The sequence below is a fragment of the Kitasatospora sp. cg17-2 genome (assembly GCF_054031055.1).
Map to the genome: position 1 here is coordinate 7,318,715 of NZ_CM132923.1, position 17,358 is coordinate 7,336,072.

Below are 17,358 nucleotides of genomic sequence, written 5' to 3' on the forward strand. Positions count from 1 at the left end.
GGATGTACCGGTACCGAGGTGCGGGACTGCTGCACCTCCAGGCCGAGCAGGACGGCGAGCGCCTCGTCGCCTCCATGCCCCTCCCGGACCCCTTCGACCTCGACCGCCTGGTCGGGAACCTCGCGGAGGCCAGCGGCCGGCACATCGTGCTGCGGCCGATCCCGGCGGCCCAGCTGACCGGGCTCGACGGCACCTGCGGCCTCCTGGTGAAGCACGACACCCGCCCGGTCGACCTGATCCTCCACCGCGAGGGCCGGTCGCTCTCCCACGAGGTGGAGCTGAAGGTCCATCAGCTGGTGCACCTGTGGGCCGGGGACGGCGCCGGGCTGGTCGGCCCGCCCGACGTCCTGCGGGCGCGCGGGATGGCCCCGGTCGGAGGGATCCCGGCGACGGCCAGGTCCCTGAAGCGGGACGCCTTCATCGAACTGCGCGCCGACCACGCGGCCCGGCTGATCAGCCGGCGGCGCGAGCGCGGACCGGCGCCGGGGGCGGACCACCGCGCGTCCCCGGGGACGGACCGCCGCGCCCCCGCCGGGGCCGACCACCGCGCGTCCGCCGGGGCCGGGGCTGCGGCGGAGCCCCCCGGCCGGGAGTCCCGGCAGCCGGCGGCCGAACGCCTCACTCCGGGCGTCCGTTCCCGTCCTCTGCCAAGATCTCCGCCATCGTCCCGCTGATGAAGTCCCGGAGCTGGTCCCAGGATTCCTTCGGCAGGTCCTGGCCCGCGCCGCGCGCGGCCATCACGGTGAACCTGTCGCGCACGGCCCGGGTGGACAGGATCAGCGCGTCCACCTCCGGATCGTCCTGCCGGAAGTAGACCGGCGGCACGTCGAGGGCGAGCGCCAGGGCGTCGAGCGCCGCGTCCGGCGGCTCGGCGACCTCGCCGGCCCGCAGCGAGCGGACCAGGTCCTCGGTGAGCGCGGCGGAGCCGCTCCGGCGGTTCCCCTCGGCCGCGAGGTGCGCGTCCGAGGGCGCCACCCCGCCGTACACCTCGGTGCGCAGCGCCTCCAGCTTCCGCGCCACCCGGGCGCTCTCGGCCGAGGCTTCCGCCGCGGGCTCCTCGGCCTGGCCGAAGGAGCGCCGCTGCGCCGCGAGCAGCTCGGCCCGGGTCACCCCGTAGGCGGCGGCCAGGGCCGTCACCGCCTGCTCGGAGAGCGGCCGCTTGCCCTGCTCGGCGGCCCGCACCGGCATGGGGGAGGCGGTGTTGGTGTGGCGCGCGGTGTCCGCCTGGGTCATCCCGGCGTCGCACCGCAGGTCGGCGAGATTCGGTGATTCGCCGCGCGGAAAGAGCTCGTCCAGGTCGGCGTCCAGGAATGCGGCGATCGTCGGCAAACGCTCCGGCGGGGGAGCTGCCAGGCCGTTCTCCCAGCGATAGACGGCGTTCACTTTCACATGAAGCCCGGCCGCCAGCGTGGCCTGCGACATTCCTTTGACGACTCGGAGGTTGCGCAGCTTATTGCCGTCGAACAAGCGGTCGGGCACGGGCATACTCCACTGGATGGGGTCTGAAAGAATGATAGTGCCCAGCCAGCGGAAGATCCCGACATCCGGGGCATCGGCATGAGCTCGTGACCGCGGCCGGAGTTCGGTGCGGCCGTCGACGGCCCCGCTCCCGCCATAGCCTGATGTCCGGTTTGCGGGTATTTATTGCTATTCCTGTTCATTCGATGCACACCTTCGCGCGCTACGGAGCGGACGCTGGATCACTCGAAGGTGATCTGCAAGCTTGACCGGATCGCTGGAAGTAGATAAATTCTACTTCGAGTGATCGAGGGGGCGAGGCCCGAAGGCGCTTCTTTCCCGTGCTCTGGCATGTCGTGTCCGCGTCGCAATGGCCCCGCGCTCCGTCGTGCGGACCCGCACCATCCGTCCGGCCGCCCCTCGGGCGAAGCCGGCCGGCGTTGTCGAAATCCTGCGCAGCTGCATCCCGCGGAACCCGGCGGCCTGCACCCACGCGAATCCGGTGGGGCCGGCGGAATTCTCCGTGCGCATTTCCGAACGCATGCCCGCGCCACATTTTCCGATTCCCCGGTCGGGTCTGTCGGGGTATTCCTTTCCACATCGTCACAGGAGGCGATCCGTCATGCCCACGATCTCCGTCGGGAACTCGCGCGTCCACTACACCGTGACCGGCGAGGGGCCGGCCCTGGTCCTGGTGCACGGTGTGGGCAAGGGGGGCCAGGTCACCTTCGGGCACCTCGTCGAGGACTTCGCCCGCCGCAACACCGTCATCCTGCCGGAGCTGTCCGGCAGCGAGACCGCCGAGGACGACGGTACGGCGCTGACCGTCGAGCAGCTCGCCGACGAGGTCGCCGCCGTGATCGAGCACGCCGGCCTCGGCCCGGTGGACCTGGTGGGCTTCTCGCTCGGCGGGGCCGTCGTCGCCGCCACCGCCGCGCTCCACCCCGGGCTGGTGCGCCGGCTGGTGCCGATCGGCGGACTGGTGAAGTCGGACCTCTACATCGAGAACCTGATCGGCCTGACGCTCAGTCAGAAGCACGACGCCAAGGCCTTCGGCCGCGTCCTGAGCACCACGGCCTTCAGCCCGCGCTACATCCGCAGCCAGCCCAGCCTGGGCGACGTCGAGAACCTCGGCTCCGAGCTGAGCCCCTCCAGCGGCCGCATCCGTCAGCTGGAGCTGCTGGTCCAGGTCGACATCCGCGACATCGTCGGCAAGGTCGAGGCCGAGACCCTGGTGCTGGCCCCGTACCCGGACGCCGCCGTGCCCGCCGAGCACTCCCGCGAGCTGGCCGCCGCGATCCCGAACTCCAGCTACACCGAGATCGACAGCGGCCACATGGTGATCTTCGAGCGGCCGGCCGAACTCGTGCAGCTGATCCAGGACTTCATCCACCGGGCCTGATCCTCCACCCGGCGCCACCCGGCCCCGGCGCCACCCGGCCCCGGCACCGGCCGGGGCCGGCCACCCGCCCCGCGCCCGCGCACCCCGCCCACGCACCCCGTCCGACCACTCGCGGAGCACTCCGCAGCGACTCCAGGAGGAACCATGGCCAAGATCCTGCTCGCCGTCAGCAGTCACGACACCTTGGGCGACACCGGCAACCGGACGGGCTACAGCGTCTCGGAGGCGGCCCACCCCTACAACGTCTTCGTCGGCGCCGGCCACGAGGTCGACTTCGTCTCCGTGCGCGGCGGCGAGCCGCCGGCCGTCGTCTTCCCCGGTGAGGAGGACGACCCCGAGATCGTCGGCTTCCTGGCCGACGAGACCGTCAAGGCCAAGCTCGTGGCGACCCGCCGGGCCGCCGACGTCGACCCCGCCGAGTACGCGGCGATCTTCTACGTCGGCGGACACGGCGCCATGTGGGACTTCCCGGACTCCCCGGACCTGGCCCGCATCGCCATGGACATCCACGGCCGGGGCGGCGTCGTCTCCGCCGTCTGCCACGGCCCGGCCGCGCTGGTGAACCTGCGGCTGCCGGACGGCACGCTGCTGGTGAGCGGCAAGCGGGTCGCCTCCTTCAGCAACGAGGAGGAGGACTCGCTGGGCCTGGTCGAGGTCATGCCGTTCCTGCTGGAGGACCGGCTGAAGGAGTCGGGCGCGCTGCACACCAAGGCGCCCGTGTACCAGGCCCACACCCAGAGCGACGGCCGGGTCGTCACGGGGCAGAACCCCGCCTCCGCCGCCCCCGTGGCCCGCCTCGTCGTCGCCGAACTCGCCAAGGCCGCCGAGACCCGCTGACCCGGGCCCGCCCACCCGGGCCGGTCCGCAACGCACCCGCCGGCCCGCAATGCACCTACCGGCCCCGCAACGCACCCGCCGGGCCCGCCCCGCAACGCGGCCCCGCTACACCCCCCGCCGTCCCCGGACGGCCCCCCGAAACCGTCGCAGATCGGCCCCGGCCAGGACCGCCGAGGCCAGAGGAGGCAGACATGTACGGACTGATCCAGGTCGCGGGCATCATCGACCAGGCCGAGGCCGATCTGATCATCGAGGAGGGCGCCGACTGGCTCGGCTTCGCCCTGCGCCTGCCGGCCAAGAACGAGGACCTCTCGGAGGCCGACGCCGCCGCCATCGTCAAGGCGATCCAGCCCGGCAACAAGGGCGTCATCATCACCTACCTGACCGAGGCCGACGAGATCGCCGCGTTCTGCGCCGAGATCGGCGTGAGCGCGATCCAGCTGCACGGCGACGTGACCCCGGCCGAGCTGAGCCGGCTGCGCACCCTTGCCCCGGACCTCTACGTGCTCAAGAGCCTGGTGGTGAAGTCGGACAACATCGACGAGCTGCGGGCCGTCGTCGAGACCTCCGCCGAGTGGGTCGACATGTTCATCACCGACAGCTTCAACCCGGCCACCGGCGCCAAGGGCGCGACCGGCCTGACCCACGACTGGTCGGTCAGCGCCGAGCTGGTCCGGCTCTCCCCGAAGCCGCTGATGATGGCGGGCGGGCTCACCCCGGAGAACGTCGCGGCCGCCATCGAGGCCGTCCGCCCCGCCGCCGTGGACGCCCACACCGGGCTGGAGGACAAGGCCACCCGGCGCAAGGACCGGGAGAAGGTGCGCGTCTTCGTCCAGGAGGCCCGCGCGGCCTTCGCCCGGGTCGCCGCGGAGGACGGCCGGAGCGCCTCCTGATGACCACCGGGACCGAGCCGCTGCGGGGCGTGACCCGGGTGACCCACCTGGTGCCCCAGACCAACCGCCTGCGGGCCCTGCACGCGGTCGTCCGCGACCGCGAGGCCCGCCGGGAGGACTTCGTCCTCTCCGCGAACCGGATCATCCGCGGCCTCCTGGACGCCGCGCTGGACCTGCTGCCGTACGAGCCGCGCGACGTCCGCACCCCGGTCGGGCAGGTCTACCACGGCCTGTCGCCGGCCACCCCGGTCTACGGCGTGTCCGTCGCCCGGGCCGGGGACAGCATGGAGTCCGAGCTGCGGGTGATGGCACCGGAGACCAGGCTGGGCAAGATCCTGATCCAGCGGGACAAGGTCACCAAGCTCCCGCGCCTGTACTACGCGGCGCTGCCCGCCGGGATCGGCGAGGGCCATGTGCTGCTCCTCGACCCGATGCTCGCCACCGGCGGCACGGCGCTGGCCGCGATCGGGGTGCTGCTCGACCACGGCGTGCCGGAGGAGCACATCCTCTTCGTGAACCTGCTCTCCGCCCCGGAGGGGATCCGGGCCGTGCACGACCGCCACCCCGGGGTGCGGATCGTGACCTCCTCGATCGAGGAGCGGCTCAACGAGAACGCGTTCATGCTGCCCGGCATCGGCGACTTCGGCGACCGCTACTTCGGCACCGACGTCCCCGCCTGAGAACCCTCCCCACCCGCCGGGGCGGGCGGGGTCCGGGAACCGTAACCCCGCGACCCCACCGCTCCGGCCCCCGCCGCCTGCGACCCCCACCCCCTGTTGCCCCGCCGCCTGCGACCACCGCCGAAGCCACCCACCGCCGAAGCCACCAGCCACCACGGAAGCCACCGACCCTGAGGAGCACCACCGTGTCCACCGCCGACACCTCCGCGCCGACGAGGATCTCGATCGTCTACTACTCGGGCACCGGCAACGTCCACAAGCTCGCCCTGGCCGCCGAGGAGGCCGCCGAGAAGGCCGGCGCCGTGGTCCGGCTGCGCCGCGTCCCCGAGTACGTCCAGGCCTCCCTGGCCCCGGAGTTCACCGAGTGGACCGAGGCCTGGCAGGAGAACGCCGCGGCGATCGCGGCCGTCCCCACCGCCTCCGTCGACGACCTCGCCTGGGCCGACGTGATCCTGCTCGGCGGCCCCGGCCGGTTCGGGATGATCGCCGCCCCGCTCAAGCACTTCATCGAGCTCGCCTGGCCGCTGAACGCCCGCGGCGGCCTCCAGGGCAAGGTGATGGCCTCCTTCACCTCCACCGGCGCCCCGCACGGCGGCCAGGAGGCGACGATCCTCTCCCTCAACTCCGTCTTCTACCACTGGGGCGGGATCATCGTGCCGCCCGGCGTCACCGACGAGATCATGACGGCCCCCAGCAACGGCAACCCCTACGGCGTCAGTTCGGTCTCCGGCCGGCAGGCGGTTCCGGGCCGGCTGGCGGAGAACGTCACCGAGGACAACCTCGCCGCCCTCGCGTACCAGACCCGCCGCATGATCGACGTCGCCGACGCGCTGCGCCGGGGACGGACCGCCGCCGACCGCTGACCCACCCGCCCCGCACCTCGGGACGCCAGGACACCGGGACGCCGGAGCGTCGGGACACCAGGAAAGTCGGACACCAGGACACCCGCACACCCAGGGGGACCAGATGACTGCCCAAGCGTCGGGCCGAGGCCCGGCCGACCACCCGTTACTGCCCGAACTGCTCCTGCGCACCGCCGCCGAGCGCCCCGACGACCCGGCGGTGACCGGCGGCGACGAGCGGCTGACCTTCGCCGAACTGGTCCGCCGGAGCCGGGGACTGGCCGGCCACCTGCGGAGCCTCGGAGTGACCTCGGACCAGTGCGTGGGGCTGTTCGTCGAGCCCTCCACCGAGGTGCTGACCGGCGCCTGGGGGATCCTCCTCGCGGGCGGCGCCTATCTGCCGCTGGCCCCGGAGTACCCCGAGGAACGCCTGCGCTTCATGATCGAGCACTCCGGCGTCAAGGTGGTCGTCGCCCAGGACCGGCTGGTCGAGCGGCTGACCGCGCTGGCGCCCGCCGGCACCGTGGTCGTCCGCGCCGAGGACGAGCACCCGCCGGCGCCGACCGTCCTGCCCGACCCCGCCCCCGACGCGCTGGCCTACGTCATCTACACCTCGGGCAGCACCGGCCGGCCCAAGGGCGTGATGATCGAGCACCGCAGCATCGCCCACCAGATGGCCTGGCTGCGCGCCGCCCACGGCCTCGACCGCACCCGGGTCGTGCTGCAGAAGACGCCGATCAGCTTCGACGCCGCCCAGTGGGAGATCCTCGCCCCGGCGGTCGGCGCCACCGTCGTGGTCGGCGGGGTCGGCATCCACCGGGACACCGAGCGGCTGGTCGCGGCGGTCGAGGAGCACGGCGTCACCACCCTCCAGTGCGTCCCGACCCTGCTCCAGGCGCTGCTGGAGACCGAGCGGCTGGACTCCTGCCGCACGCTGGAGCAGGTCTTCACGGGTGGCGAGGCGCTCTCCAGATCCCTGGCCCGGACCTTCCTGGAGGCCCTGCCGGGGCGCGAGTTGGTCAACCTCTACGGGCCGACCGAGTGCACCATCAACTCCTCCTCCTTCGTGGTGACCAAGTCCTCCGTCGGCGACGGCCCCAACTCGGTCTCCATCGGCTCCCCGGTCGACGGCACCGAGTACCGGATCCTCGGCCGCGACGGCGCCGAACTGGGCGTCGGCGAGATCGGCGAACTGGTCGTCGGCGGCGTCCAGGTGGCGCGCGGCTACCTGCACCGGCCGGACCTCACCGAGCAGCGCTTCACCGAGGACCCGGACGGCGGCGGGCGGTTCTTCCGCACCGGCGACCTCGCCTACTGGAACGCCGACGGCACCGTCCAGTTCACCGGCCGCGCCGACAACCAGGTGAAGCTGCGCGGCTTCCGGGTCGAGCTGGACGAGATCCGGCTCGCCATCGAGACCCACGACTGGGTCCGGCACGCGGCCGTCCTGGTCAAGGACGACCCGAGGACGGGCTTCCAGAACCTCGTCGCCTGCGTCGAACTCGACCCGAGGGAGGCCGCCCTGATGGACCAGGGCAGCCACGGCGCGCACCACCAGTCCAAGGAGAGCAAGCTCCAGGTCAAGGCCCAGCTCTCCAACCCGGGCGTGCGGTCCCCGGCCGAGCTGGCCGGCCTGCCCTCCGTCGACCTGCCCGGCCGCGCGGCCACCGAGGCGCAGCGCGCCCTCGCCTTCGCCCGCAAGACCTACCGCTTCTACGAGGGCGAGGCGCCGGTCTCCGAGCGCGACCTGCTGGCGCTGCTCGCCCGCCGCCCGGCCGCCGCCGGCCGTTCGCGGCCGCTCGCGGAGCTGGACACCGGGACGCTCGGCGCGATCCTGCGCCACCTCGGGCAGCACCTGAGCCCGGAGCGGCTGCTCCCCAAGTACGCCTACGCCTCGCCCGGTTCGCTCTACGCGACCCAGGTCTACCTGGAGCTCACCGGCTTCCCCGGCCTCCGGCCGGGCATCCACTACCACCACCCGATCGACCACCGCCTCGTCCTGGTCTCCGCGGCCCCGACGGCACCCGCCGCACCCGCGCCGCGTCTGATACCCGGACCGCGCAAGGCCCCCGACGACACGGCCGCCGCCGCGGCCCCCCGGATCCGGATGCACTTCCTCGGCCGCCGCGGCGCCATCGAGCCGGTCTACAAGACCAATATCACCGAGGTCCTGGAGATCGAGACCGGCCACATCGTCGGCCTCCTGGAGGAGGTCCTGCCGGCCTACGGCCTCGACATCGGGCCCGCCCCCTTCACCCCGGAGGTCAAGTCCCGGCTGGGCGTCGCCGAGCAGGACCACTACCTCGGCAGCTTCGACTGGACGCCCTGGCGCGGACCGCGCGAGGACCGGGACGTGGACCTGTTCGTCCAGGTCCACCCCGGCAAGGGCGTGGACCTCCCGGCCGGGCAGTACCTGCACGAGGACGGCCGGCTGCGCCTGGTCTCGCCGGACCTCGTGCTGCGCAAGCAGGTCATCGCGATCAACCAGGCCGTCTACGGCCGGGCGTCCTTCGGGGTCACCGTGATCAGCCGCAGCCCGCAGCGGTGGCGGCGCTACATCGACCTGGGCCGGACGGCGCAGCGGCTGTCGCTGAACGATCGCGACCTCGGCTTCATGTCCTCCGGCTACAGCTCCCGCGGCGGCGACGACCTGCCCTCGGCCCGGCGGTTCGACGGCATCCTGCGCGAGCTGGGGCGGCCGGGCGGCGCCTCGTACTTCCTCCTCGGCGGCCGGGTCAGCGGCGAGCAGCGGCGGCACGAGGGCATGCGGGAGGACGCGGTCCACATGCGCGGGCCGGCCGAGCTGATCCGCGACGACCTGGTCAACTACCTGCCGGACTACATGATCCCGAACAAGGTCGTGGTGCTCGACGCGCTGCCGACCACCGCCAACGGCAAGATCGACGTCAAGGCGCTGGCGGCCTCGGACCTGGTGGTCGCGGGGGCCGCCGACCGGCCCTTCGTGGCTCCCCGGGACGAGACCGAGCGCCGGGTGGCGGTGCTGTGGCAGGAGGTGATGAAGCAGGAGAGCGTCTCCGCGCAGGACGACTTCTTCGCCTGCGGCGGCAACTCGCTGCTGGCCGTCACCCTGGTCAACCGGATCAACCGGGCCTTCGGGGCGGCGCTGCCGCTGGAGGTGGTCTTCACCTCGCCGACCGTGGAGGGGCTGGCCCGCAGGCTCTCCGGCGGCCCGGCGGAGCACACCTCGCGCCTGGTGCCGCTGACCGGCTCCGGTTCCGGTACCGCCTCACCCGCGCCGACCGGACGCCCCGTCTTCTGCTGGCCCGGCCTGGGCGGCTACCCGATGAACCTGCGGCTGCTGGCCGAACGCCTCGGCACCGAGCGGCCGTTCCTCGGGGTGCAGGCCCACGGCGTCAACCCGGGCGAGGTCCCCTACCCGACGATCAGGGAGATGGCGGCGGAGGACGTCCGGGCACTGCTGGAGGTCCAGCCCGAGGGCCCGTACACCCTGTGGGGCTACTCCTTCGGGGCGCGGGTCGCCTTCGAGACGGCGTACCAGCTGGAGCAGGCCGGCCGCACGGTCGACCACGTGTTCCTGATCGCCCCCGGTTCGCCCAAGGTCCGCACCACCGGCACCCGCCCCGAGGAGCGGACCGCCAGTTACCGCAGCCGGGCCTTCGTGGCGATCCTGCTCTCGGTCTTCACCGGCACGATCGACAGCCCGCTGCTGGAGCGCTGCCTCGCGGCGGCCCGGGACGACGAGAGCTTCGCCCGCGTCGTCGGCGAGGGCATCCCCGGCCTGGACCCGGACCTGGTGCGCCGGATCGTCCGGATCGTGGGGACGACCTTCGAGTTCAACTACACCTTCCGCGAACTGCGGGAGCGCCGGGTCTCGGCCCCCATCACCGTCTTCAAGGCGCGGGGGGACGAGTACTCGTTCCTCGACGGCAGCAGCGGGTACTCCGCCGAGCCGCCGACCGTCGTCGAGCTGACGGCCGACCACTACTCCCTGCTCCGGGCGCCGGACGTCGACGAGCTGGTGACGGCCGTCCACCGCCGCCTGCACCTCCGGAAGGACACCGTGATGCCGCACGTCAACATCAAGCACTTCCCGATGGAACTCAGCGACACCCAGCAGGCCGAGCTGCTGGCGGCGGTGACCAAGGCGGTCACCGACGCCTTCGGCTGCGAGGAGGGCGTGGTGTCGATCGCGGTCGAGTCGATCGCCGAGGAGAACTGGACCGAGCAGGTCTACATCCCGGAGATCGTCAACCGCCGGGACCTCCTCGGCAAGGTGCCCGACTACCGCCCCGACGCGCTCTGATGGGCACCGCCGTGACACCCGCGACCGTGACACCCGCGACCGCGACCGCCGCCGTGACGCCGACCGCCGTGCTCCCGACCACGTCCCACTCCCACCGGGCCGTGCCGCTCACCCTGAGCGAGGAGGTGGCCGAGGCGCTCCACGAGGGCCGCCCGGTGGTGGCGCTGGAGTCCAACGTCATCACCCACGGACTGCCCTACCCGGACAACGCCGCGACCGCCCGCAAGGTGGAGCAGGCCGTCCGGGCGGGCGGCTCCGTCCCCGCCACGATCGCGGTCGAGGGCGGCCGGATCGTGGTCGGCATGACCGACGCCGACATCGAGCGCTTCGCCTCCACGCCGGGCATCCCCAAGGTCAGCAGCCGGGACCTGCCGGTCGTCCTGGCCCAGGGCCGGATGGGCGCGCTGACGGTCGCCTCCTGCCTGGTGGCGGCGGAGCTGGCGGGCATCCCGTTCTTCTCCTCGGCCGGCATCGGCGGGGTGCACCGGGGCGCGGCCACCACCATGGACGTGTCCTCGGACCTGATCCAGTTCACCCGGTCCAAGGTCGCGGTGGTGTGCGCCGGGGCGAAGAAGATCCTGGACCTCGGCCTGACGCTGGAGTACCTGGAGACCCAGTGCGTCCCGGTGGTCTCCTACCGCTCGGACGACTTCCCGGCCTTCTACTGCGCGTCCAGCGGCTTCCGCAGCCCGCTGCGGCTGGACGAGGACGAGGAGGTGGCCCGGTCGATCGAGAACCACTGGGCGCTGGGCAACCGGGGCGGCTTCCTGGTCACCACGCCGGTCCGGCCGGAGGAGGCGATCGACGGCGCGGAGGTGGACGCCGCGATCGTCGGGGCGACGGCCGCCGCCGAGCGCGACGGCATCCGGGGCCAGGCGGTCACCAAGTACCTGATGCGGGCGGTGGACGCGGCCACCGAGGGCCGCTCCTCGCGCGCCAACATGGCGGTGCTGATCAGCACCGCCGAGGTCGGCGGCCGGCTGGCCGCCGCGTACGCCCGGCTCCGGGCCGAGCTCTGATTCCGCGTCACCCGAACACTCACCGAACCCACCCCACCCCACCCCACACATGGACGGATACCGCAGACATGACGCTTCAGCAGCAGTCCACCTCCGAGGCCGAGTCCTACCGCCCGCTGGTCCCCGAGGCGCAGGTGAAGGAGATCACCGAGCTGCGCCGGGCCCTGGGCGAGCTGGGCGGCGAGGAGGGCGAGCAGACCGTCCCGTTCCTCGGCCTGACCCTGCGGGTGCCGGCCTCCGTGATGACCCCCTGCCCGGTCTCCCCGATGCTGGGCGGCGCGGTGTTCGCCGAGGTCAAGGCCGGTGACCGGGTCCTCGACATGGGCACCGGCAGCGGTTCGCTGGCCCTGATCGCCGCGAAGAAGGGCGCCGACGTGCTGGCGGTCGACCTCAACCCGGACGCGGTGGCCGCGGTGCGGGTCAACGCGGAGCTGAACGGGGTCCGCGACCGGGTGGAGGCGCGCGAGAGCGACGTCTTCGCCGCCGTCGAGGGCCGGTTCGACCTGATCGTCTTCAACCCGCCGTTCCAGTGGTTCGCCGCCGCCGACTACGCGGACGTCGCAGGCACCGACGCCGGCTACCGGGCGCTGACCCGCTTCTTCGCCAAAGCCCGCGAGCACCTGACGGAGGACGGGCGGATGGTGCTCTTCTTCAGCACCATGGGCGACGTCGCGTACTTCGAGAAGCTGGTCGCCGACAGCGGCTTCACCCACAAGAGGGTGTTCACCACCACCCAGCCCGTCCTGGACGTGGCGGTCGACTTCACCGTGCACCGCCTCTCCTGACCCCCCACCGCCGGGGCCTCCCTCCCCTCGGGGAGGCCCCGGTCCCAGCGCCTCCACCGACCCGGCGTCAGTCCTCGGTGATCCCCAGCAGCTCCAGGAAGGCCGCCGCCGCCGGGTGCGGGCTCTCCCGGCCCCAGATCACGTACTCCGCCCGGGACGGCGCGTCCGTCACCTCGATCGTGACCATGCCGGTCAGGCCCGCGACGTACCGGGGCGGCAGCAGCGCCACCCCCAGCCCCGCCGCGACCAGCCGGGCCAGGTAGTCGGCGTTGGTCACCTCGAAGGCGACCTCGCGGGTGAGGCCGGCCGCGGCGAACGCCAGATCGGACTGGGCCCGTCCGGCGGTCTTCGCCGGCAGGTCGACGAACACCTCGGAGGCCAGCCGCCGCAGGTCCACCGAGCTCTCGCCGGCCAGCGGGTGGTCCGGGGAGACCACGGCGACCAGCCGCTCGCGGGCCAGCTCCCTGGCCATCACCCCCCGGGGGTGCGCGGTGACCGGGATGCCGAGGAAGGCCACCTCGATCTCGCCCTGCCGGACCTGCTCCACCAGTTCGTCGCTGGCCCCGACGCTCAGGCTGATCCGGGCCTTGGGGTGCCGCTGGTGGAACTCGCCCAGCACGGCCGGGATGTCCACCGCCGCGACGGTGGGGATCAGCCCCACCTTGAGGAGTCCGCGCACCTCCCCGACGGCGGCCGCGACCTCGGTGGCGGCCCGTTCCGCCGCGTCCAGGCACTGCCGGGCGGCGGGCAGGAAGGCCGCCCCGGCCGGGGTCAGCCGCACCCGGCGGCTGGTTCGCTCGAACAGCCGCGCGCCCAGCTCCTTCTCCAGCCGCCCGATCTGGTGGCTGAGCGCGGACTGCACCACCAGACAGCGCTGGGCGGCGCGGGTGAAGCTGTTCGTCTCGGCGACCGCGATCACGTAGCGCATCTGCTGGAGCTCCATTCGTCCATCGTGATCCGCGATGCAACGGGTGACAAGCATGTGTTGGACTCATCGATGCGCGCGGCCCGACACTGAAGGCGACCGCACACGGTCGGAGCCGCCCCGGAGCGGCTCCGCCGGGCGGGCCCCCGACCGGGTCCGTCCGTCCTGCCCGGACGCCGTGCCGCCGTCGACCTCTCCCCGTTCACCCGTACCTGGGCGCACCCCGCCGAGGCGTGCCCGCGCGCGCCCGTGCCGCCCGTCAGACCGAAAGGACGAGCGACCGTCATGAGCGCCACGCCGGCCAGTCCCGACACGATCACCGCCGACATCTGGGTCGACCCCCGCTGCCCCTGGGCGTGGATCACCTCCCGCTGGATGCTGGAGGTGGAGCAGGTCAGGGCGGTCGAGACCCGGTTCCACATCATGAGCCTGTCCGTGCTCAACGAGGGCCGCGAGGTCCCGGAGAAGTACCGCCAGGGCATGATCGACGGCTGGGCGTGCGTGCGGGTCTGCATCGCCGCCCAGGAGCAGCACGGCACTGAGGTGCTGCGCCCGCTCTACAACGCCATGGGCCGGCTGATCCACCACGAGAAGGCCGGGCTCGGCCACGACATGATCACCGCCGCGCTCAAGGAGGCCGGGCTGCCGGTCGAGCTGCTCTCGGCCGCGGACGACGACTCCTGGGACGAGAAGCTGCGGATCCAGCACCACGAGGGCATGGACCCGGTCGGCTCCGAGGTCGGCACCCCGGTGATCCACGTGCCCGGCCCGGACGGCGAGCCGCTGGCCTTCTTCGGCCCCGTGCTCACCCCCGCCCCGCGCGGCGAGGCGGCCGGGAAGCTCTGGGACGGCGTACTGGCGGTGACGAGCACCGACGGCTTCTTCGAGCTGAAGCGCGGCCGCGACCGCGACCCGATCTTCGACTGAGCCGTCCCCGCCGGGCCGTCCCCGCCGGGCCGTCCCCGCCGGGCCGACCGGACGTATTCCCACGGTGCTTCCCACCGGATTCGAGGCGAGATCGACATGACGAGCAGACGGAACCTGTCCACGGTGGCCCTGACCGGCCTGGCGCCGACGGTGTGGGGCAGCACCTACCTGATCACCACCGAGCTGCTGCCCCCGGACCGGCCGCTGCTGGCGACCACCATGCGGGCCCTGCCGGGCGGCCTCTTCCTGCTGGCCCTCGGCCGGAAGCTGCCGGTCGGCGTCTGGTGGCTGCGCGCGCTGGCGCTGGGGGTGCTGAACATCGGCGCCTTCAACTTCCTGCTGTTCGTCGCGGCCTACCGGCTGCCGGGCGGCATCGCCGCCGTGATCATGTCGGCGCAGCCGATGTTCGTGGTGATCCTGGCGGCGCTGTTCCTCGGTGAACGGGTCAGAGGCGTGCACGCGCTGGCCTGCGTCCTGGGCGCCGGGGGTGTGGCCCTGCTGGTCTTCAAGGGCAGGGTGTCGCTGGACGGCGTCGGCGTCCTCGCCGCGGTCGGCGGCGCCCTGTGCATGGCCTCGGGCATCACCCTCACCAAGCGGTGGGGCCGTCCCGACGGCGTCAGCCTGCTGACCTTCACCGGGTGGCAGCTGACGGCGGGCGGGCTGGTCCTGCTGCCGTTCTGGCTGTCGCTGGAGGACATGCCGGACGGTCTGACGGGCGACAACGTCCTCGGCTTCGCCTACCTCATCTCCCTGGGCGCGGTGCTGAGTTACATCGTCTGGTTCCGCGGGATCGGGCTGCTGCCGGCCACCGCGGTGTCCTTCCTGGCGCTGGGCAGCCCGGTCGTGGCGACGCTGCTGGGCTACCTCTTCAAGGACCAGACGCTGTCGCTGCTCCAGCTGCTCGGCATCGTCGTGATCTTCCTGGCGGTCGTGCTCGGCCAGTCCCGTCCGCCCCGGAAGGAGCCCGGGGCCGCGCCTCCCGAGCCCCTCGCGTCCGGCACCGGCGCACGCGCCCTCGAAGAGGAACGCAGCGGATAGCGGTACGGGCGCGCCCAGCACGCCCTCCACCTCGTCGGACCCGGCGCCGCCCGGCGCCGGGTACCGCGCCCCACCGATCCGCCCGACCACTTCCGCCCGACCCACTCCACTTCCGGAGATATGACATGACCACGCAAGAAGAACAGCTCCCCACAGCGGCGACGCCGCAGAAGCGCGGTCCGGCGGCCGACGGATGGCTCGGTGTGGCCGCCATCACCGCGAGCCTCTTCGTCTTCCTCACCACCGAACTGATGCCGATCGGCCTGCTCACCCCGCTCAGCGAGAGCCTGGACGTCTCGGTCGGCACCGCCGGCCTGATGGTCACGGCCCAGGGCGTCGCGGCCGGCCTCGGCGTGCCGTTCATCGTGGCCTGGACCCGCCGGGTCAACCGGCGCAAGCTGCTGACCACCCTGCTCGGCGTGCTGGCCGTGGGCAACCTGATCACCTCGGTCGCCCCCAACTACCCGCTGATCCTGGTCACCCGCATGTTCATGGGCTTCGCCAGCGGCGTCTTCTGGGCCATCGGCGTCAGCATGGCGATGCGCATCGTCCCGGAGAAGCAGGCCAACAAGGCCGCCGCCGTCGTGATGTCCGGCATCTCGATCGCCACCGTCGTCGGCATCCCGCTCGGCACCCTGCTGGAGAGCGTCAGCTCCTGGCGCACCACCTTCCTGATCTGGGCCGGCCTCAGCGCGCTGGTGCTGCTCGCCGTCGCCGCCACCATCCCCTCGCTGCCGTCGGCGAACGCCGTCTCCGTCCGCGAGGTCTTCGGACTGCCGGTCAAGAACGTGCCGCTGCGCGTCGTCCTGGTCATGGTGGTGTTCTTCGTCCTCGGCCACTTCGGGGCGTACACCTTCGTCCGCCCGTACCTGGAGAAGAGCGCCGAGGCGAGCGTCGGCTTCATCACCGTCGTCCTGATCGTCTTCGGCATCGGCGGCGCGATCGGCAACTTCATCGGCGGCCAGAGCGTCAACAAGAGCCTGCGCGGCAGCTTCGTGGTCGGCGGCCTGCTGCTGATCGCCGCCCTGGTGATGCTGCTGACCATCGGCACCAACAACGTCGGCGTGATCGTCGCCATGGTGCTGTGGGGCCTGGCCTTCGGCGTCGTCCAGCTCAGCCAGATCAACATGACCCTCGCGGCCGCGCCGGAGACCTTCGAGGCCGCGATGTCGCTCAACACCATGGCCTACAACACCTGCATCGCCCTGGGCGCCCTGATCGGCGGCCTGTTCGCCGACCACACCGGCGTCAAGAGCGTCGTCTGGTTCGGCATCGTCCTGGTCGGCCTCGCCGTGGCCCTGCGCGCCGCCACCGGCCGCCGCGCCGTCCCGGCGGCGGGCTGACCCCTCGAACCACCGGAGCCCGGTACGGACGCCGCGCCACCCCCGTCGCGACGTCCGTACCGTCCCCTCCGGTGAGGTGGGCGCGTGCCCCCGGCGACGGCCGTACGGCGCGCGCCCACACCTCTGCCCCCGCGGGGCGCGGCCTTCCGGGCCGCGCCCCGCCGGTGCGTTCCCGGTGGCCGCGCCCCACCGGCGGTCGGCCCCGCCCGGCGCCCTCGCGCCTGCGGTCCCCGCGCCGGGCGCCCTCCACCTCGTGCTCCCACCCGGACCCCTGACTTCCCGCCAGCCCCCCCGACCCCCTGCCCGGGCGGTGCGCACACCCTGGGATGATGGCCCGACGGAGCTCGTCCGCCGTCCCGGATCAGGAAGTCGGCCGGGCCGACTTCCGACGCGGCGGCAGGATGGAGCGGGGGCTCGTGAAGCGGTGGTGGCACAGGGCGGCGGTGACGGCCGCGGCCGTGACGGTGGTCGCCGGGGCGGTGGCCGGGTGCGGCGACCCCGAGCCGAGGGCCGAGCGGCTGATCGCCGTGCGCCTGGACGCCGGACGGCTGGTCGTGCGCACGGGCGTGTGCCACGAGGAGCGGCTGCACGTGGTGCGGGTGAAGGTGTTCCCCGGATCGGAGAAGCTGGAGGTGCACCCGCGCGAGGGCCGCACCGCCGCCGAGACCGTGGACCTCGGCGCTCTCCCGCCCGGCTGGACCACCTCCGGCAAGCCCCCCGGCCCGGTGGTCGCGGACCGGCGCTACACCGTGGAGGTCGTCCGCGACCGCGCCCTCACCGTGACCGTGCCCGGTGACGTGCTGCTGGGCCTGCCCGCCGGCAAGTGGGCGGCGGGCGGCTGGGACTGGGACTACAAGCTGCTGAACGCCAAGGACTTCGAGAAGCGCCGCAAGTCCTCCTGCCAGGACGGCTCCTGACCGGGCC

At 72.9% G+C, this 17,358-nt stretch carries 15 protein-coding genes; 13 read left to right on the plus strand and 2 right to left on the minus strand.

Annotated elements, in window-relative coordinates:
* The first annotated feature begins 2 nt into the window (after nt 1–2).
* Nucleotides 3–674 carry a hypothetical protein gene (locus ACW14Y_RS30730; RefSeq protein WP_380309012.1) on the plus strand — a complete coding sequence of 224 codons (672 nt, stop codon included), beginning with the start codon at nt 3–5 and terminating at the stop codon, nt 672–674.
* Here ACW14Y_RS30730 and ACW14Y_RS30735 read toward each other — a convergent pair.
* Nucleotides 619–1,485: a helix-turn-helix domain-containing protein gene (locus ACW14Y_RS30735; protein WP_456984127.1), complete on the minus strand. Its 867-nt coding sequence runs from the start codon at nt 1,483–1,485 to the stop codon at nt 619–621. The genes ACW14Y_RS30730 and ACW14Y_RS30735 overlap by 56 nt on opposite strands.
* Nucleotides 1,486–2,080: 595 nt before the next feature.
* Between ACW14Y_RS30735 and ACW14Y_RS30740 the strand changes: the two genes are divergently transcribed.
* From ACW14Y_RS30740 to ACW14Y_RS30775, 8 genes are all read left to right on the plus strand, one after another.
* On the plus strand, nt 2,081–2,860 hold the full coding sequence (locus ACW14Y_RS30740; protein WP_380309016.1) for an alpha/beta fold hydrolase: 780 nt from the start codon (nt 2,081–2,083) through the stop codon (nt 2,858–2,860).
* Between the two features lie 144 nt (nt 2,861–3,004).
* Nucleotides 3,005–3,697, plus strand: coding sequence for a type 1 glutamine amidotransferase domain-containing protein (locus ACW14Y_RS30745; RefSeq protein WP_402721943.1), 693 nt, complete (start codon nt 3,005–3,007; stop codon nt 3,695–3,697).
* 191 nt (nt 3,698–3,888) lie between these two features.
* Nucleotides 3,889–4,590 carry a phosphoribosylanthranilate isomerase gene (locus tag ACW14Y_RS30750; protein ID WP_380309021.1) on the plus strand — a complete coding sequence of 234 codons (702 nt, stop codon included), beginning with the start codon at nt 3,889–3,891 and terminating at the stop codon, nt 4,588–4,590.
* Entirely contained in the window at nt 4,590–5,270 is a 681-nt protein-coding gene (upp, locus tag ACW14Y_RS30755; protein ID WP_266273789.1) for a uracil phosphoribosyltransferase, read from the plus strand. The genes ACW14Y_RS30750 and upp overlap by 1 nt, the downstream gene beginning before the upstream one ends.
* 185 nt (nt 5,271–5,455) lie before the next feature.
* Nucleotides 5,456–6,133 carry an NAD(P)H-dependent oxidoreductase gene (locus ACW14Y_RS30760; protein WP_380309024.1) on the plus strand — a complete coding sequence of 226 codons (678 nt, stop codon included), beginning with the start codon at nt 5,456–5,458 and terminating at the stop codon, nt 6,131–6,133.
* Between the two features lie 103 nt (nt 6,134–6,236).
* Nucleotides 6,237–10,397, plus strand: coding sequence for an amino acid adenylation domain-containing protein (locus ACW14Y_RS30765; protein ID WP_456984130.1), 4,161 nt, complete (start codon nt 6,237–6,239; stop codon nt 10,395–10,397).
* 68 nt (nt 10,398–10,465) lie between these two features.
* Nucleotides 10,466–11,416, plus strand: coding sequence for a pseudouridine-5'-phosphate glycosidase (locus tag ACW14Y_RS30770; protein ID WP_380309035.1), 951 nt, complete (start codon nt 10,466–10,468; stop codon nt 11,414–11,416).
* 68 nt (nt 11,417–11,484) lie between these two features.
* Nucleotides 11,485–12,201, plus strand: coding sequence for a methyltransferase (locus ACW14Y_RS30775; protein ID WP_456984132.1), 717 nt, complete (start codon nt 11,485–11,487; stop codon nt 12,199–12,201).
* Between the two features lie 67 nt (nt 12,202–12,268).
* Here the strand turns inward: ACW14Y_RS30775 and ACW14Y_RS30780 are convergent, their stop codons facing one another.
* Nucleotides 12,269–13,144 (minus strand): LysR family transcriptional regulator, encoded by an 876-nt coding sequence (locus tag ACW14Y_RS30780; RefSeq protein WP_030391735.1) that lies wholly within the window; start codon nt 13,142–13,144, stop codon nt 12,269–12,271.
* Nucleotides 13,145–13,411: 267 nt separating this feature from the next.
* Here ACW14Y_RS30780 and ACW14Y_RS30785 point away from each other — a divergent pair, with 267 nt between their 5' ends.
* The 4 genes from ACW14Y_RS30785 to ACW14Y_RS30800 all read left to right on the plus strand — a co-directional run bounded on the left by ACW14Y_RS30785 (nt 13,412) and on the right by ACW14Y_RS30800 (nt 17,351).
* Nucleotides 13,412–14,053: a mycothiol-dependent nitroreductase Rv2466c family protein gene (locus tag ACW14Y_RS30785; RefSeq protein ID WP_456984135.1), complete on the plus strand. Its 642-nt coding sequence runs from the start codon at nt 13,412–13,414 to the stop codon at nt 14,051–14,053.
* A gap of 96 nt (nt 14,054–14,149) precedes the next feature.
* Nucleotides 14,150–15,091 carry an EamA family transporter gene (locus tag ACW14Y_RS30790; RefSeq protein ID WP_380309031.1) on the plus strand — a complete coding sequence of 314 codons (942 nt, stop codon included), beginning with the start codon at nt 14,150–14,152 and terminating at the stop codon, nt 15,089–15,091.
* Nucleotides 15,092–15,216: 125 nt separating this feature from the next.
* Complete coding sequence (locus ACW14Y_RS30795) at nt 15,217–16,434, plus strand: MFS transporter (RefSeq protein WP_380309033.1); 1,218 nt, start codon at nt 15,217–15,219, stop codon at nt 16,432–16,434.
* A gap of 416 nt (nt 16,435–16,850) precedes the next feature.
* Nucleotides 16,851–17,351: a hypothetical protein gene (locus ACW14Y_RS30800; protein WP_380312287.1), complete on the plus strand. Its 501-nt coding sequence runs from the start codon at nt 16,851–16,853 to the stop codon at nt 17,349–17,351.
* The last annotated feature ends 7 nt before the right edge of the window (nt 17,352–17,358 follow it).

What these genes read in the sequence shown, in the direction of transcription:
- ACW14Y_RS30745 (WP_402721943.1), top strand. Translation starts at nt 3,005, where the DNA reads ATGGCCAAGATCCTGCTCGCCGTCAGCAGTCACGACACCTTGGGCGAC.
- ACW14Y_RS30735 (WP_456984127.1), bottom strand. Translation starts at nt 1,485, where the DNA reads ATGCCCGTGCCCGACCGCTTGTTCGACGGCAATAAGCTGCGCAACCTC.
- ACW14Y_RS30775 (WP_456984132.1), top strand. Translation starts at nt 11,485, where the DNA reads ATGACGCTTCAGCAGCAGTCCACCTCCGAGGCCGAGTCCTACCGCCCG.
- ACW14Y_RS30795 (WP_380309033.1), top strand. Translation starts at nt 15,217, where the DNA reads ATGACCACGCAAGAAGAACAGCTCCCCACAGCGGCGACGCCGCAGAAG.
- ACW14Y_RS30780 (WP_030391735.1), bottom strand. Translation starts at nt 13,144, where the DNA reads ATGGAGCTCCAGCAGATGCGCTACGTGATCGCGGTCGCCGAGACGAAC.
- ACW14Y_RS30790 (WP_380309031.1), top strand. Translation starts at nt 14,150, where the DNA reads ATGACGAGCAGACGGAACCTGTCCACGGTGGCCCTGACCGGCCTGGCG.
- ACW14Y_RS30740 (WP_380309016.1), top strand. Translation starts at nt 2,081, where the DNA reads ATGCCCACGATCTCCGTCGGGAACTCGCGCGTCCACTACACCGTGACC.
- ACW14Y_RS30765 (WP_456984130.1), top strand. Translation starts at nt 6,237, where the DNA reads ATGACTGCCCAAGCGTCGGGCCGAGGCCCGGCCGACCACCCGTTACTG.
- ACW14Y_RS30750 (WP_380309021.1), top strand. Translation starts at nt 3,889, where the DNA reads ATGTACGGACTGATCCAGGTCGCGGGCATCATCGACCAGGCCGAGGCC.
- upp (WP_266273789.1), top strand. Translation starts at nt 4,590, where the DNA reads ATGACCACCGGGACCGAGCCGCTGCGGGGCGTGACCCGGGTGACCCAC.
- ACW14Y_RS30785 (WP_456984135.1), top strand. Translation starts at nt 13,412, where the DNA reads ATGAGCGCCACGCCGGCCAGTCCCGACACGATCACCGCCGACATCTGG.
- ACW14Y_RS30730 (WP_380309012.1), top strand. Translation starts at nt 3, where the DNA reads ATGTACCGGTACCGAGGTGCGGGACTGCTGCACCTCCAGGCCGAGCAG.